The sequence below is a fragment of the Rufibacter latericius genome (genome assembly GCF_003721515.1).
GTDB lineage: Bacteria > Bacteroidota > Bacteroidia > Cytophagales > Hymenobacteraceae > Nibribacter > Nibribacter latericius.
Genome location: NZ_RJJD01000005.1, coordinates 334,045 through 348,962 on the forward strand (window position 1 = coordinate 334,045; position 14,918 = coordinate 348,962).

Annotated in this window: 10 protein-coding genes; 3 read left to right on the top strand and 7 right to left on the bottom strand. The window is 50.5% G+C overall.

Going from position 1 to position 14,918, the window contains the following annotated elements; genetic code table 11:
- The first annotated feature begins 19 nt into the window (after nucleotides 1-19).
- Nucleotides 20-826 (top strand): DUF4249 domain-containing protein, encoded by an 807-nt coding sequence (locus EFB08_RS10990; RefSeq protein ID WP_123126987.1) that lies wholly within the window; start codon nucleotides 20-22, stop codon nucleotides 824-826.
- Between the two features lie 120 nt (nucleotides 827-946).
- On the opposite strand, the gene EFB08_RS10995 is transcribed toward EFB08_RS10990, so the two are convergent.
- The 5 genes from EFB08_RS10995 to EFB08_RS11015 form a co-directional block, all read right to left on the bottom strand.
- Nucleotides 947-1,447, bottom strand: a complete 501-nt coding sequence (locus EFB08_RS10995; protein ID WP_123126988.1) for a fasciclin domain-containing protein — start codon at nucleotides 1,445-1,447, stop codon at nucleotides 947-949.
- A gap of 102 nt (nucleotides 1,448-1,549) precedes the next feature.
- Complete coding sequence (locus EFB08_RS11000; RefSeq protein WP_317125596.1) at nucleotides 1,550-2,182, bottom strand: rhomboid family intramembrane serine protease; 633 nt, start codon at nucleotides 2,180-2,182, stop codon at nucleotides 1,550-1,552.
- Nucleotides 2,183-2,433: 251 nt separating this feature from the next.
- A complete protein-coding gene (locus EFB08_RS11005) occupies nucleotides 2,434-3,408 on the bottom strand; it encodes a polyprenyl synthetase family protein (RefSeq protein WP_123126989.1) in 975 nt (324 codons plus the stop codon).
- Nucleotides 3,409-3,596: 188 nt separating this feature from the next.
- A complete protein-coding gene (gene rnr, locus EFB08_RS11010) occupies nucleotides 3,597-5,942 on the bottom strand; it encodes a ribonuclease R (RefSeq protein WP_123126990.1) in 2,346 nt (781 codons plus the stop codon).
- A gap of 188 nt (nucleotides 5,943-6,130) precedes the next feature.
- On the bottom strand, nucleotides 6,131-7,954 hold the full coding sequence (locus tag EFB08_RS11015; RefSeq protein WP_123126991.1) for an ABC transporter ATP-binding protein: 1,824 nt from the start codon (nucleotides 7,952-7,954) through the stop codon (nucleotides 6,131-6,133).
- A 202-nt stretch (nucleotides 7,955-8,156) separates the two neighbouring features.
- On the opposite strand from EFB08_RS11015, the gene EFB08_RS11020 reads away from it, so the two are divergent.
- Nucleotides 8,157-8,771 (top strand): hypothetical protein, encoded by a 615-nt coding sequence (locus tag EFB08_RS11020; RefSeq protein WP_123126992.1) that lies wholly within the window; start codon nucleotides 8,157-8,159, stop codon nucleotides 8,769-8,771.
- A gap of 58 nt (nucleotides 8,772-8,829) precedes the next feature.
- On the opposite strand, the gene EFB08_RS11025 is transcribed toward EFB08_RS11020, so the two are convergent.
- Both EFB08_RS11025 and ileS read right to left on the bottom strand, forming a co-directional pair.
- Entirely contained in the window at nucleotides 8,830-9,447 is a 618-nt protein-coding gene (locus EFB08_RS11025; RefSeq protein ID WP_123126993.1) for a lipoprotein signal peptidase, read from the bottom strand.
- Nucleotides 9,448-9,544: 97 nt separating this feature from the next.
- Nucleotides 9,545-13,105 (bottom strand): isoleucine--tRNA ligase, encoded by a 3,561-nt coding sequence (gene ileS, locus EFB08_RS11030; protein ID WP_123126994.1) that lies wholly within the window; start codon nucleotides 13,103-13,105, stop codon nucleotides 9,545-9,547.
- 570 nt (nucleotides 13,106-13,675) lie between these two features.
- Between ileS and EFB08_RS11035 the strand changes: the two genes are divergently transcribed.
- Nucleotides 13,676-14,764 (top strand): dipeptide epimerase, encoded by a 1,089-nt coding sequence (locus EFB08_RS11035; RefSeq protein ID WP_123126995.1) that lies wholly within the window; start codon nucleotides 13,676-13,678, stop codon nucleotides 14,762-14,764.
- Nucleotides 14,765-14,918: the final 154 nt, after the last annotated feature.

Sequence of the window (14,918 nt, forward strand, 5' to 3'; positions counted from 1 at the left end):
AATATCCTAAGTACAGCTCATGAAAAAGTATCTGTTTCTCCTGCTTTACTCTGCTCTCCTGTTCAGCAGTTGTGAGGAAGTCATAGAATACGATTTACCCGAGGATGCCGCCAAAGTGGTCATCGAGGGCTTAGTTACCGATCAGCCGGGTCCCTATTCCGTGCGCCTCTCTTCGTCTAAAGGTTACCTGAACCAAGGACCTTCCTCTGGTTTTGACAATGCCGTAGTGCGCATCTCAGATAATGAAGGGTTTGAAGAAATCCTGCAAGCCAAAGGCAACGGTTTGTACCAGACAAGCCAACTGCAAGGCAAGCGCGGCAACACCTATTCCCTGAGAGTACAACTGAACGGACAGGAATACACCGCCAGCAGCTACCTGAAACCCGTAAGCACCATTGATTCTTTGGTGTACCGCTTCAAGAAAGGCAATGCCCAGGTGGAGGAAGGCTACTACGGTACTTTCTACTTCAGAGAACCTGCCGGAAAAGGAGACCTTTACAAGTTCAACATCTATGTGAACGGCGAGCGCGACAAAGAGATCATCGCCATCAACGATGACCTGTACGATGGCAACTACGGAGACCCTGAAATTGGCATTGAACTGGAAGAAGGCGATGTGATGAAGGTGGAGATGCTTTCCCTAGACCGGCCCGGCTATGAGTTCTTCCGGGTTCTCTCGCGCATGCAGTATTACACGGGCGGCCCCTTTGACTCTCCACCGGCCAATGCACCGGGAAACATAAGCAACGGAGCCCTTGGGTATTTTGGCGCCTCTGCAATTTCTATCATCGAACAGAAGGTTCAGAATGGCACCATCAGGGAATAGAAACGACTTTCGTTATAAGACCATTTTCAGGAAACCGGGTATGAAACAATCCTTAGGATTAGCCTAAACAAAGAGGGTCTGCCGCTGGTGGCAGACCCTCTTTGCACTCACACGTATCATTTATAGGTTAGAGGTGCTGGATTGGATGGTTCCGTTCAACTGGTGCCAGACACCATTCATGTATTGTTGGTCGGTAGTCAGAAGGCGCACTCCGCTTACCATCAGGTTTCCTTTTTTGCGGCAGATGCGCAGGTTGTTTCCGTTCAGGGTTTTTAGGTCAGCCCCGTCCCGCAGATCATCGCTGGTAAGGGTTCCCTGCACAATGTGCTGTTCCAGAAACGTTTTCAGTTGATCTGGGGAATCGTTCTGGTGCTGTGCTATGGTAGCGGAGGAAGGGGCAAAGAACGTGTATTCGCCGGCACCGGATAAAACTGGCATCAATCCGGCTTTGGTGACCAGATCCAGGAGGGTTCTGTCTTTCTGCGCAATACCTTCGGCTAAACTCATATTAGTTACCTTGGTAGCAGAAGCTACCTTGGCTACCATGGACTGTGCCCAGCCATTCGCTAGCAGACCAAAGCAAAGGCAAAACACCAGACATATCTTTGTAAAATTCAACATGCATCTACCCTCCTATTCTTTAAAAACCCTGTATTACAATAGTATACGTTTCTTTTTAAAGAAAGGATGAAGCCAAGCTTCTGGGGCAAATACCAAAAATTACTATCCAATAAGGGACTGCATGATGGTTTGGAAGAAAATAAGGATTTGACCGGGCACTAAAAGGATACTTACCAAAAACCCGAAAGCCGCTCCGTAGAAGTGGGCACTGTGATTGATTCCGTCATTACCCCTGGTACTCAGGTAATAAGAATAGAAAAGATACAGCGCCCCAAAGATGTAGCCTCTGATAGGAATGGGAATTGGGAAAATGATCATCTCAGTGAGCGGATTGAAGTAAATGCTGGCAAAGATGATGGCCGCCACCCCACCCGAGGCACCCAATGAATAGTATCGGCTGTCATTTTTGTGCTTGAAATAGGTAGGCAAATCTGACACGATGATGGCCACCAGATAAAGCAACACGTAGAAAACGGCCCCAGTGGTAAACCCGAAAACGGCCATGAACTGATTCTCCACCACCCCCCCGAAGAAGTACAGCGAGAACATGTTAAAGAAGAGGTGCATGAAATCTGCGTGCAGAAAGCCCGAGGTCAGCAGACGCCACCATTCCTTATTGCGTGCCACCGACTGTGGGTGATGCACCCAGTTCTCCATCAGGTTCTGGTTTTGCCAAGCGAATAAAGAAACCAGGACAGTGACTGCTATGATGATGAGGGTGATACTGATGGGCATAATGGTCAAATAGGTAAATAAAATGCTGTTGGGAAATCAGAAAGGTGGTGTACCAACTGATAAATCCCACATTTCGGGAAAGGTATCTTTTAAATAATCTTACTTGTCAGAAACGAAGCGCTGCTATAAGGGTACTTTCGTAAAATTAAACCGAAAACAGAGACTTCCTGTTTAGCTTGGTCGGCTTTAAACCTGTAAAGTTCTTGCGGTTTCGTTTTCTGCCCAATTCTGTTAAAACAGGCAGAAAACGCTTAGCTGTCTCGTTCAATCAATTGAAGGGCCAGTTGCCGGAGTAGCTCTTTTTTGCTGTTCAGGGCGTTGACCTCATTCAGGTGGTGCAGGGCTTTCTGAAAGTAGTGGTTGATCTGGCTGTGGGTAGTGGCTTGGATGTCTAGCTCATCATAGATGGATTTAACGGCTTCTACTTTCTGCTTTTCCTGCCCGTTTTCTCCCTGGCCCTGCCACTTCTTCAACTCTTTGCGCTGCGTGGCCGAGGAACGTTCCATGGCTTTCAGAAGCAAATAGGTCTTCTTATCAGAGACGATGTCGCCGCCTACGCGCTTCCCGAATTTGGCCTGATCACCATACACATCCAGCAGGTCATCGCGGAGCTGGAAGGCAATGCCCATGTTGATCCCGAACTCTTTCAGGTGCCGGGCGTCCTCAGCGGGAGCATTGTTCAGCAGCGCCCCTAACTCCAGGCTGAAGCCCAGCAACACGGCCGTTTTCAGCCGGATCATGTTCAGGTATTCCTGAATCTGCACATCCTGCCGGGTCTCAAAGTTCATGTCCAGTTGCTGGCCTTCGCATACTTCGGCGGCGCAGGTACTGAATAGCTTGAGGGCCGTGGGTAGTTTTTGGGGCTCAATTCCTAAAAAGAATTCATATGCGCGCACTAGCATCACATCTCCGCTGAGAATGGCCGTGCTGGTATTCCATTTCTCGTGCACGGTGGCCTTGCCCCGGCGCAAGGGGGCGTTGTCCATGATGTCATCGTGCATGAGCGTGAAGTTGTGGAAAACCTCTACCCCAATGGCGGGCATGATGGCTTTCTCCACATCGTCATGGAAGAGGTAAGCGCCTAATACCGTGAGCAGCGGACGCACTCTTTTCCCTCCCAGTTCCATCATATACCGGATGGGGGCGTACAGCTCATCGGGGTTCTGCCCGTACTCAAGCGTGGACAGCGTCTGGTTTATACGTTCCGAGAATTGGGAGATATCCACAGGAATATTTTTTAAGCGAGTAGGCAAATGTCCTTATACTTTAGTAGATGAAAATGCGGTTTCCTTACTTACCGTCAAAGCTACAGTAAAATAAAGAAACCGCATTTTAGTTTTTATAGCTAGGTTTTAAAAGCGTTTACGGCCGCCTTTTGTGAAAAGAGGCCGTAAACGCTTCTCAGAAGAAGAACTTACTTCTTCACCGTATCAATCAAAATCAAGTCAATGGTACGTTCCAGCACATTGGCGGCTTTCACCTCTACAATCACCTCATCGCCAAACGAGATCATCCGTTTGTTGTTCTGCCCGATGATGCGGTAGTTGGCGGCGTCCAGTTCATAGAAATCGTCCTGCAGGTCTGCCAGGCGAACCATGCCTTCGCATTTGTTCTCCTCAATTTCCACGTACATGCCCCAATCGGTCAAGCCCGAGACAATACCTTTGAACTGCTGCCCGATGAACCCGCTGATGTACTCCACCTGCTTGAATTTGATGGAAGCGCGTTCCGCATCGGCGGCACGTTTCTCCATGTCTGAGGAGTGCAGGCTGCGCTCTTCAAACTCTTCCTTCTCGGCGGTGAAGTCTTTTTGGGCATACCGGTCAATGAGACGGTGCGCCATCATGTCTGGGTACCTCCGGATAGGCGAGGTGAAGTGCGAGTAGTGCGCGAACGCCAACCCGAAGTGACCCTCGGCCTCGGTGCTGTATTTCGCCTTGGCCATGGTTCTGATGGCCAGGTTCTGTAGCACGCTCTGCTCGGGTTTGCCCTCGGTCTGGTCAGCCAGTTTATTCAGCTCTTTGGAGATATCACGGCCTTCCTCCAGGTCTACCTTGTACCCGAACTTGCGGGCAAACAGCGAGAAGTTCATGAGTTTCTCTGGGTCTGGCGCGCCGTGCGTACGGTACACCATGGTCAGCTTCTTGTCGCCTTTCTTGAGTTTGTACACGTGCTCGGCCACGTACTTGTTGGCTAGCAGCATGAACTCCTCAATGAGTTTGTGCGCGTCTTTGCGCTCTTTCACGTACAGGTGCAGCGGCTTGCCGTTCTCATCCAGCTTGAATTTCACCTCAATGGTCTCAAAGTTCACGGCTCCGTTCTGGAAGCGTTTTTCTTTGAATTTCTTGGCCAGCTCATTCAGCTTCAGAATCTCCTGGTTAAAGTCGCCTTCGCCGGTTTCAATCACCTGCTGGGCTTCTTCATAAGAGAATCTGCGGTCTGAGTGGATGATGGTGCGACCAACCCAGTAATCCTGGACTTTGGCGTTTTCATCAATCTCAAACACCACCGAGAACGTGAGCTTGTCTTCATTGGGCCGCAAAGAGCACAGGCCATTTGACAAGCGCTCGGGCAACATAGGAATGGTACGGTCTACCAGGTACACCGAGGTGGCGCGGCGGTAAGCTTCCTTCTCCAGTTTGCTGTTAGGCTGCACGTAGTGCGTCACGTCTGCGATGTGCACGCCAATCTCCCAGTTGCCGTTCTCCAATTGGCGCATGCTCAGGGCATCGTCAAAGTCCTTGGCATCTGCGGGGTCAATGGTAAACGTGGTCACATCTCTGAAGTCACGGCGTTTGGCAATTTCCTCGCGGGTGATTTCCTCCGGAATGGCGTTGGCCTCTTTTTCCACGGATTCCGGGAATTCGAACGGTAAACCGAATTCGGCCATGATGGCGTGGATCTCAGCGTTGTGCTCTCCAGCCGGGCCGAACACCCGGATGATCTCACCCGTCGGGCTTTTCTGCGGATCTTCGGGCCACTCCGTGATCTTCACCAGTACTTTGTCTCCATGGTTGGCATCGGCCAGGCCACGCTCGCCTACGAAAACGTCGAAGTACATTTTCTTTTGATCGGGCACGATGAACCCGTAACCTTTGGACATCTCCAGACGACCTACGATCTCCTCGCGCTCGCGCTTGATGACTTCTACCACTTCACCCTCGGGCCGATCATTGGGTCGGCGACCTTTGCGCATCTGTACGCGCACGGTATCGCCGTCCATGGCAAACCGAAGTCTTTCTACCGGTACCCTGATGTCTTGCTCGCTTTCTTCGCTTACCACATAGGCGTGGCGGGCGTTGGCCAAGTCTACCTTCCCGATGATGGTAGGGCCGCCCCTTCTGGAGACAGTCGCACCTCGGTCAGAGTCTCTGCGGCTACCGCGTTCCGGGCGGTCAAAGGTTCGCTCTGTGCTACCCCGGTACTCTGGGTTAAGGATATAGGAATCATCCGGCAGAAAAATCAACTCGCCGTTCTTACTCATTTTTTTCAGGAGACCAGACACTTCCTCGCGGCCTTCTTTGTCTGTAATGCCTAATCGGCGATGCAGCTGACGGTACGTGAAAACCTTCTTGGGCTCCTGCCCGAAAATATTTAACAACACTTCCCTTGACGCTTGGCCTGCGTTTTGGCCACGGCCGCTGCGTCTACCGGAAGTACTGTTTCTTTCGCCCCTTGGGGCGCCTTTGTCTTTTCTAGTATTACTAGACCGCGGGGCTGAATCTCTGCCGGCTCCCGGGCCTCTTCTTTTTCTTTCCATTAATTCTTTTCAATTAAGTAGGCCTATCCTCTGGGGCAGTACCTACGGAGCAGCCTTTTATAACCGCTTATTCTATTTCTTTCATGCTTCCTTGTACGTTAGAAAGCATTTGTCATCTGCTGTTTTCGGTCTGATTTTAGGAAAACACGGGTAAAACGCTCTTGAGGAAAGAGCACGTGCAAATATATCTATTCGTCTATACTTGCTTTGTACGCTTTTCGTTTCCGTTGCGCAAGTAAAATATCTTCGAGCTCACCGGAAGGCACCGCCTGAAGCAGCGCCTTGGTATAGGGTTGTTGCGGAGAAGAGAAAATTTGCTGCGCGGTTCCCTGTTCCACCACCTGGCCTTTGTCCATCACCAACAGGCGATCAGACATAAACCGGGCCACAGACAGATCATGGGTAATAAAGAGGAGCGTGAGGTTGAGTTCGCGCTTGAGACGGTTGAGCAGGTTCAGGATCTGGGCCTGCACGGATACGTCTAAAGACGAGACGATCTCGTCACAGATGATACACGTGGGTTCCAGCGCCAACGCTCTGGCAATGCAGATACGCTGTAGTTGGCCGCCGGAAAATTCATGGGGATAACGGTGAAAATGTTCAGGAAGAAGGTTAACGGTTTCTAGTAGTTCTATGGTTCGCTGCCTTCTCTCCTGCTGGTTATGTAACACCCGATGCACCTGCATGGGTTCCATGATAGACTCCCCAATATTCATCATCGGGTTCAGCGAAGCCAAGGGATTCTGGAAGATCATTTGGAAATCTTTCCGGCTTCTCCTTAGTTCTTCCTCCGGTAAAACGGCCCAATCTTTCCTGTTGAAAACCACCTTTCCCGAGGTAGGCTCTATCAACCGCAACAAGGCACGCCCCAACGTAGTTTTCCCACAGCCGGATTCGCCCACAATGCCCAATGTCTCTCCGGGGAAAAGGTTAAAGGAAACACCGTTCACCGCTTTTAAACGCTCTTTTCTCTGCCAGGAGAACAGCCTTCCTCTGGTAAATTCCACGTGGATATCTTGCACCTGTAGAATAGGTTGGTGAAAGGCTTTTCCGTTAGTAAAATCGCTGCTTTCTGAGACCAGATTCTTCTGTTTTTCCACGGCTTCCAAGCGGTTTTCGGTTTCAGGCTTGTTTTCCTGAAAACGGCTCTGAAACTCATTAGGTAAGAAGTCTGAGAGAGTAGGTAAAACGGTTTCCTGGGTCTTCAAAGTAGGACGGCAGGCTAACAGGGCTTTGGTGTACGGATGCTGCGGGTTCCCGAAAATCTGCGTGACCGAACCTTCTTCCACCACCTCGCCCTGGTACATGACCAGAATACGGTCTGCTATCTCTGCCACCACCCCCAAGTCATGGGAGATAAATAGCAGGGCCATCTCTTTCTTGAGTTGGAGTTCCTGCAATAATTGTAGAATCCCGGCTTGTACAGTCACGTCCAATGAAGTAGTAGGTTCATCGGCGATCATCAGAGAGGGCTCACAGGCCATGGCCATGGCAATCATGACCCGTTGCTTCTGCCCCCCGGAAAGTTCATGTGGGTAACTTCTGAAAATCCGTTCCGGCTCAGGGAGTTTTACCAGCCTTAAAAGCTCGATGGTACGCGCATAAGCCTCTTTTTTAGATATGGGAAGGTGGATCAGGAGGGCCTCTGCGACCTGTTTTCCACAGGAGATGACAGGGTTCAGAGAAGAGGCTGGATCCTGGAAAATGATGGAGATTTCTTTCCCCCTTACCTGCTGCAGTTGCCGGGCAGAGAGCGATATCAAATCAACTGATCCTAATTGCGGGGAGTTCAACAAAGCTGATCCGGAGGTATGTACGCCCAAAGAGGGCAACAACTGCATCAATGACAAAGCGGTTACCGTCTTCCCCGATCCGGACTCCCCCACAATTGCTACGGCTTCGCCTTTTCTGACCTGAAAGGAAATGCCCTTAACTGCCGGTACGGTCTCTCCCGTTGCCTGGAAGGTGACGTTCAATTGGTTTACCTGAAGCAAGGGTGCAGTGGAGGACATGGGAAATCTAAGTTGTGGTACGCCTGATACCCTGTAAAAGAGCTATGTAGATGCACTTTGGTTATGTATGCGTATGGAGAGACGCTTTTTGGGTAATCTATATAGGCAAAAAGTTATTTATCGGCACAACTTAAATAATTAAACCTAAGTATTCACAATACATTCAGCCCACATCCCCTTCTTTCGTACTTAAGGCCGTTATATGAAACACATAAACTATCCAGGCACCCTTTTGCTGAAATGCGTTTTAGCGGGGTTCTTTCTTCTTTTTCTAGCCCAGAACGCGTCTGCGCAGTATCGTTATCCAAACCATTTCAGGACGGGCGTAAATTTTGCCTATATCCTGGACGGTGACAACAGCGGTGCCCTTTTCTCCCAGCAATATACCCGCGAACTCACCGACCATTTTCATTTTACGGTTTCAGGGGAATACCTCAGTTCTTCCCGGTACGATAAACAGATACAGCTTTTCACTTCCAGAAAGGCCTTCGTGATGTTTGATGCCTCCTTTTATTACGACCTGTATGAAACAGATAAGTACACTATAAAATTTGGAGCCGGACCAGCCGTGCGGAGACGCTCAGAACTAGATTTGGTAAGAGGGGGCACTGATGATGATGCGGTCACTACGCCAGGCAGAAGTGCAGATGAGGTTTTCGTACACATTCGGGAGAAAGACTTCGGAGGCAAGGCCGTCTTTGAAACAGACTTCTTTGACGACACCCGTCTGTTTTTCGGAATGCGGGCGGCAGGGTATTTCTATAACAAAGGCACTTCCATTTTCGCGATTGGCTTAAACATGGGCTATTCTTTTTAGGTCCTTTTCTCAAAATCACCCCATAAAAAGAGGGCTGCCTATCTAGACAGCCCTCTTTTTATGCCTCCACTATATTGATTTCGTGCTTTTCTTTGGCGGGAGGTTGGTTCAGGAACCGGTTCTGGTTGAAAATGATGATTAGAACGCCCAGGAAAATGGCGGCATCTGCCACGTTGAAGATGGGCCACAGAGACATTGCCGTCCCCCCGATGATGGGTACCCAATTGGGAACAATGCCTTCCCATATATCAATGTAGAACATGTCAATCACTTGGCCGTGCAGCCAGGGGGTGGACACTCCGTAAGGCGCATTATCCAGGAAAACCCCGTAAAAAATACTATCAATCAGGTTTCCGATAGCTCCACCTAGAATCAGGCCCACACACCAGATCAACCCTTTATGATACCGGTTCTGCACCAGATAGTACACCAAATACCCAATAGCTACCATTGCCACCATCCGGAAGACGGTCAGGATGATTTTACCGTAATCCGATCCTAGTTCCACGCCAAACGCCATGCCGGGGTTCAGGGTGTAATGCAGCTTAAACCAGTCCCCGAAAACAGGAATCTGGCCGGGCATGCCCATTTGCATGTTATTGTGCACCAGCATCTTCACGGCTTGGTCAATGACGATTACCACCAAGGCAACCAGATAGTATTTTGCGTACTTCATGAGTATGGTTTTACCTGCCGTTTCCGGCTTCTTTTCTGAAAATAGGCCAGAAACGGCAGGCGTTCAATCTTCCTTTCAATTCCTGCTAAACTACGGCTTAACGGGCAACTTCTAAGCGCACTGGCAAACTGAAGCCTTCCATGTCCAGCACGGCAGCTTCGGCGTCTGCCAGGCTTGGCACCACGGTCAGTTCCACCGCCTGTACTTCCTCGGAGATATAGCCTCCAAAAGCTTGAACGGCAGCGGCCACTTCTTCATTGCCATCCTGCAGGAACACTCTGATTTTATCCTGAACATCCAAGCCGCTGTCTTTGCGCAGGTTCTGCAGGCGGTTCACTAGTTCACGGGCCATGCCTTCCAGACGAAGTTCTTCCGTCACGGTGATATCCAGTGCTACGGTCAAGGCACCTTCCGAAGCTACTAACCAACCTGGAATGTCCTCACTCATGATCTCCACGTCTTCGCGGCTCAGCACGGTCGTGTCATCTTCCACCGGAATCTCGAAGAAACCTTCGCGCTCCATCTTGGCGATGTCTTCCTGGCTCATCTGCTGAATCTGAGCAGCCACCAACTTCAGCTTCGGCCCGAACACCTGGCCCAGACGTTTGAAGTTAGGCTTGATTTTTTTCACCAGAATGCCGGTGGTATCTTCCAGGTACTCCAGGCTCTTCACGTTCACCTCAGAGAGAATCAGGTCTTCCACCGCTTGCAGCTGCATCTTCATCTTCTCATCCAGAATTGGAATCAGGATACGGCCCAGCGGCTGACGCACTTTAATCATGTGCTTCTTGCGCAGCGAGTGTACTAATGAAGAAACACTTTGCGCCAGTTGCATGCGCTGCTCCAAGTCTACGTCAATCAGGTTCTCATGTACCTGCGGGAATGCCTCCAGGTGGATAGACTCAGCTTTGCTTCTTCCGCTCACCAGGTTCAGGTCCAGGAACAGACGGTCCATGTAGAATGGTGCAATTGGTGAAGCCAACTTAGCTACAGTCTCTAAACAAGTGTACAGCGTTTGGTAAGCGGCCTGTTTGTCCTGGTTCAGCTCGCCTTTCCAGAAACGTTTGCGGTTGAGGCGCACATACCAGTTGCTCAGCTCATCGGCCACGAAGTCTTGGATGGCGCGGGCGGCTTTGGTTGGGTCGTAGTCGTCAAAGTAGCCGGCTACCTCTTTCACCAACGTGTTCAGGCGGGAGATAATCCAACGGTCACTTTCGGTACGCTGGGCTACGGGTACTTCTGCGCCTTCAAACGTGAAACCGTCCAGGTTAGCGTACAGCGCGAAGAACGAGTACGTGTTCTGCAGCGTACCGAAGAAACGGCGCTGTACTTCGGTCACGCCGTCCAGGTTGAACTTGAGGTTATCCCAAGGTGGCGCGTTCACAATCATGTACCAGCGGGTGGCATCGGGACCAAAGCGGCCGATGGTCGCAAACGGGTCTACAGCGTTCCCGAGGCGCTTGCTCATCTTGTTTCCGTTCTTGTCCAGCACCAGGCCGTTCGCAATGACGTTTTTGAACGCCACGCTGTCTTCCAGCATCACGGCCAGCGCGTGCAGGGTAAAGAACCAACCACGGGTCTGGTCCACGCCTTCGGCGATGAAGTCTGCCGGGAAGTTGGCGTCAAATTTATCTTTGTTCTCAAACGGGTAATGCCACTGCGCGTACGGCATCGCACCGGAGTCAAACCAAACGTCAATGAGGTCGGTCTCACGCTTCATCGGTTTGCCGCTTGGGCTCACCAAGATGATGTTGTCTACGTACGGACGGTGCAGGTCAAAGCCTTCGTAGTTGAAATCAGTGATGCCTAATTCAGAACGAGGTTCCTCAGTTCCGGTTGGGCTCAAGGCAAACTCGCCGGCAAATTCCAGCAGGGTGTTGGCTTGGTGTTCCTCCGGAGTTCCGGTTGGTTTTTCGGTAGTCTTCTTGGCCAAGCGTAGCGGGTTCTCGGTCATTACCCCAGCCTTGATGCTGCGCTCTATTTCGCGGTCAAGCTCAGCCACTGAGCCGATGCAGATTTCCTCATCACCTTCTTCGGTGCGCCAGATAGGCAGCGGGGTTCCCCAGTAGCGGGAGCGTGACAGGTTCCAGTCCACCAGGTTCTCCAACCAGTTCCCGAAACGGCCCGAGCCGGTGGACTCTGGTTTCCAGTTGATGGTTTTGTTCAGGTCAATCAACCGCTGCTTCACCGCGGTGGTTTTGATGAACCAGGCATCCAACGGATAATAGAGAATCGGTTTATCGGTGCGCCAGGAGTGCGGGTACGTGTGCTCGTACTTCTCAACCTTGAAAGCTTTGTTTTCTTCCTTCAGGATGATGGAGATGATGACATCCGTGGTTTTATAATCCGGATGGCTCTCATCTTCATTGGTGTAATTCTTTACATAGAAGTCATCGGGCCCAAGCGGTTTGTGGGTTTTGATGTTATACTTCGCAACGCCTTCCTGCAGCCTTACGCCTATTTCATCAATGAACTTTCCTCTCCGGTCAACGGTAGGGAGTTCATTACCCAATTCGTCTTTGATAGTGAGGGCTGGGATGCCATGTTGTTTGGCTACCCTAAAGTCGTCGGCCCCGAAGGTTGGGGACGTATGCACCACGCCGGTACCATCTTCGGTGGTCACGAAATCTCCGGCCACCACCTGGAACGCTTTGTCTGCATCGTAGAATGGCTGCAGATACGGCATCAGTTGCTCGTACCGAAGTCCCACCAGTTGCTTGCCGGTAAACTCCTGCACAATCTCAAACGGAATAGCCTTGTCTCCGGGTTTGTAGTCAGCGAGCTGCAGGTCTTTGTTCTTGTCTGAAAAATACTTTCCAACCAGCGCTTTCGCCAGCACCACACTCACAGGTTGGTGGGTGTACGGGTTGAAGGTATTTATCTGCACATAGGTAATCTTGTCGCCAACGGCCAAAGAGGTGTTGGAAGGCAAGGTCCAGGGCGTGGTAGTCCAAGCCAGGATGTAGACACCATCGTTAGACCCTGAGAAAAGGAAATCAGATTTAGAATTTTTGATGACCTTAAACTGCGCCACAATGGACGTATCCTTCACTTCTTTGTAGCAGCCCGGCTGGTTCAGTTCGTGGGAGCTGAGTCCAGTACCATCTGAAGGCGAGTACGGCTGAATGGTGTAACCTTTGTAGAGGTAGCCTTTGTCATAGAGCTTTCTGAGCAAGGCCCAGTTAGATTCTATGTATTGGTTGTCAAAGGTGATGTACGGTTTGTCCAGGTCAACCCAGTAACCCATGCGCTCGGTGAGGTCATCCCACTGATGTTTGAAGCGCATTACGGTTTCGCGGCACCGGGCATTGTAGTCCTCCACCGAGATAGTCTTCCCAATATCGTCTTTGATAATGCCCAGTTCTTTCTCTACCTGCAATTCAATAGGCAAGCCGTGGGTATCCCAGCCGCCTTTGCGGACTACCTGAAAACCCTGCAAAGTTTTGTAGCGGCAGAAAATGTCTTTCACGGCACGGGCCATCACGTGGTGAATACCTGGCGCGCCGTTGGCCGAGGGAGGTCCCTCATAAAAAACGAAGGTGGGCTGACCCGCACGGGTCTCCACCGATTTCTGAAAGATGCGGTTCTCTTTCCAGTAGGCTCTCACCTCTTCGGCTAGACCCGCATAGTCTAGTTGCTTATACTCGTTGTACTTCACCTTTTTGTCTGTAGGATATGGTAGGTGTTCTTCATTTCTAAAATATCGGTCTTGAAGAAGGTATTCCGTCAAAGCCGATATTAGCTAAAGCTTTACGTGATGAAATAAATAGCATCTCTCTCGCAAGCCATAATTAAGCAAAGTTAAACAATAAATAACTTCTGTTAGGATTCCAATGCTTTTTTCCGCTTTAGGGCTGATTTTCTGAAAACCGGGTGGAAACGGGAAGGTGTCTTAAACGCCTATTCACCACCCCGCCCACCGGGCACCCCTCTTGAGTCAGGAGGGGAGTTTCTGGCTGCCCACTCTGTACCGCTTACCCCCAAGACCTCCCAGCGTCCGGAGGTCCTGCGAGCGTCTGTGCCATTGCTGGTCCTAGACGAAATAAATACCTGTGGACAACTCCTCATTTTAGACCTACTTTTCTAAAAAAGGCTCCTAAACGGAGAAACCATTTTTTCACAGGATAACTTCACAGCTTTTGGCCTTAGTTGATTTTATTCGCAGTTTTCATATCGCTTACATTTCCTTTCTTTGTTTCTTATACGGCACACCTATAAACAAAAAACTATGAATTCTACCCAAATCGCCTCGGTGAGTTATCAACCATTGAATTTGCCTCTGATAGAACCTTTCGCCATTGCCACGGGCACGCAGTACCAGGTGGAGAATGTGGTAGTTCAGGTACAGCTGACGGATGGAACCACTGGTTTGGGCGAGGCGGCTCCGTTCCCGGCCGTGAGTGGTGAGACACAAGACAGCACCTTGGCGGTACTGCAGGATTTGGAGAAACACCTCATCGGGAAGGACGTCAAAAACTGGCGCACCTTGGCCAAAGAATTAGATAAACTCTCCCATGAGGCACCCGCTGCCCGGTGCGGATTGGAGATGGCCATTCTGGACGCGCTCTGCAAATACTACCAGATGCCGCTGTATGTTTTCTTTGGGGGCGTGCAGACGCAGTTAGTGACAGACCTTACTATTACCGCCGGCGATGAGGCGCACGCCGCGGCCTCGGCCAAGTCAATCGTGGAACGCGGGTTCTCTATTATCAAGGTAAAGACCGAAGGAACTGATGTGGATTATGACTTCCGCCGGATTCAGGCAATCCACAACGCAGCACCGGGAGCTAAACTCATTGTAGACGGAAACTGCGGCTATGACTTGGCACGGGCCCAAGCCTTTGTCAACAGAGCCGCAGAAGCCAAAATCCCTATCATTTTACTAGAACAGCCACTACCACGTGAATCCTGGGAAGACTTAGCCGTGTTGGCAACTACCTGTCCTTTCCCCATTGCCGCCGATGAGTCTGCCCGCAGCGCCAAAGACGTTGCCCGGTTAGCTCAAGACCGAAGTGCCTCGGTTGTCAACATCAAATTAATGAAGTGCGGCGTGTTGGAGGCTTTGCAGATGGCGGCCCTGGCGCAGGTACACGGATTGGGGCTCATGATTGGAGGCATGGTAGAGAGCATATTAGCCATGACCTTCTCTGCTCATTTCGCTGCCGGCATCGGGGGATTCGGGTACATAGATTTGGACACTCCTTTATTTATAGCAGAACATCCGTTTACTGGAGGGTTCCAGCAAGAGGGAGAGAAACTGACTTTGAATTTTGAAGTTGCAGGGCATGGGGTTAGCTTCGCTCCTACCTTTTCCTGAGAAACTTCACCAATGATTTCTTGAAATCGCTTCGGGCCTGTTTTGGTGAAAACAGGCCCGAAGCAATTTTGCGTTTATAGTGGCTACTACCTAAAACTTTCATGGTTCAAGTCTGTGACTTGGACCCAAAATGACCTGCAGTTTGTAACTGCAG

Bases quoted from the DNA above. Each gene is read 5' to 3' on its own strand.
- EFB08_RS10990 (WP_123126987.1), top strand. From the start codon at position 20: ATGAAAAAGTATCTGTTTCTCCTGCTTTACTCTGCTCTCCTGTTCAGC.
- EFB08_RS10995 (WP_123126988.1), bottom strand. From the start codon at position 1,447: ATGTTGAATTTTACAAAGATATGTCTGGTGTTTTGCCTTTGCTTTGGT.
- EFB08_RS11000 (WP_317125596.1), bottom strand. From the start codon at position 2,182: ATGCCCATCAGTATCACCCTCATCATCATAGCAGTCACTGTCCTGGTT.
- rnr (WP_123126990.1), bottom strand. From the start codon at position 5,942: ATGGAAAGAAAAAGAAGAGGCCCGGGAGCCGGCAGAGATTCAGCCCCG.
- EFB08_RS11015 (WP_123126991.1), bottom strand. From the start codon at position 7,954: ATGTCCTCCACTGCACCCTTGCTTCAGGTAAACCAATTGAACGTCACC.
- EFB08_RS11020 (WP_123126992.1), top strand. From the start codon at position 8,157: ATGAAACACATAAACTATCCAGGCACCCTTTTGCTGAAATGCGTTTTA.
- EFB08_RS11025 (WP_123126993.1), bottom strand. From the start codon at position 9,447: ATGAAGTACGCAAAATACTATCTGGTTGCCTTGGTGGTAATCGTCATT.
- EFB08_RS11035 (WP_123126995.1), top strand. From the start codon at position 13,676: ATGAATTCTACCCAAATCGCCTCGGTGAGTTATCAACCATTGAATTTG.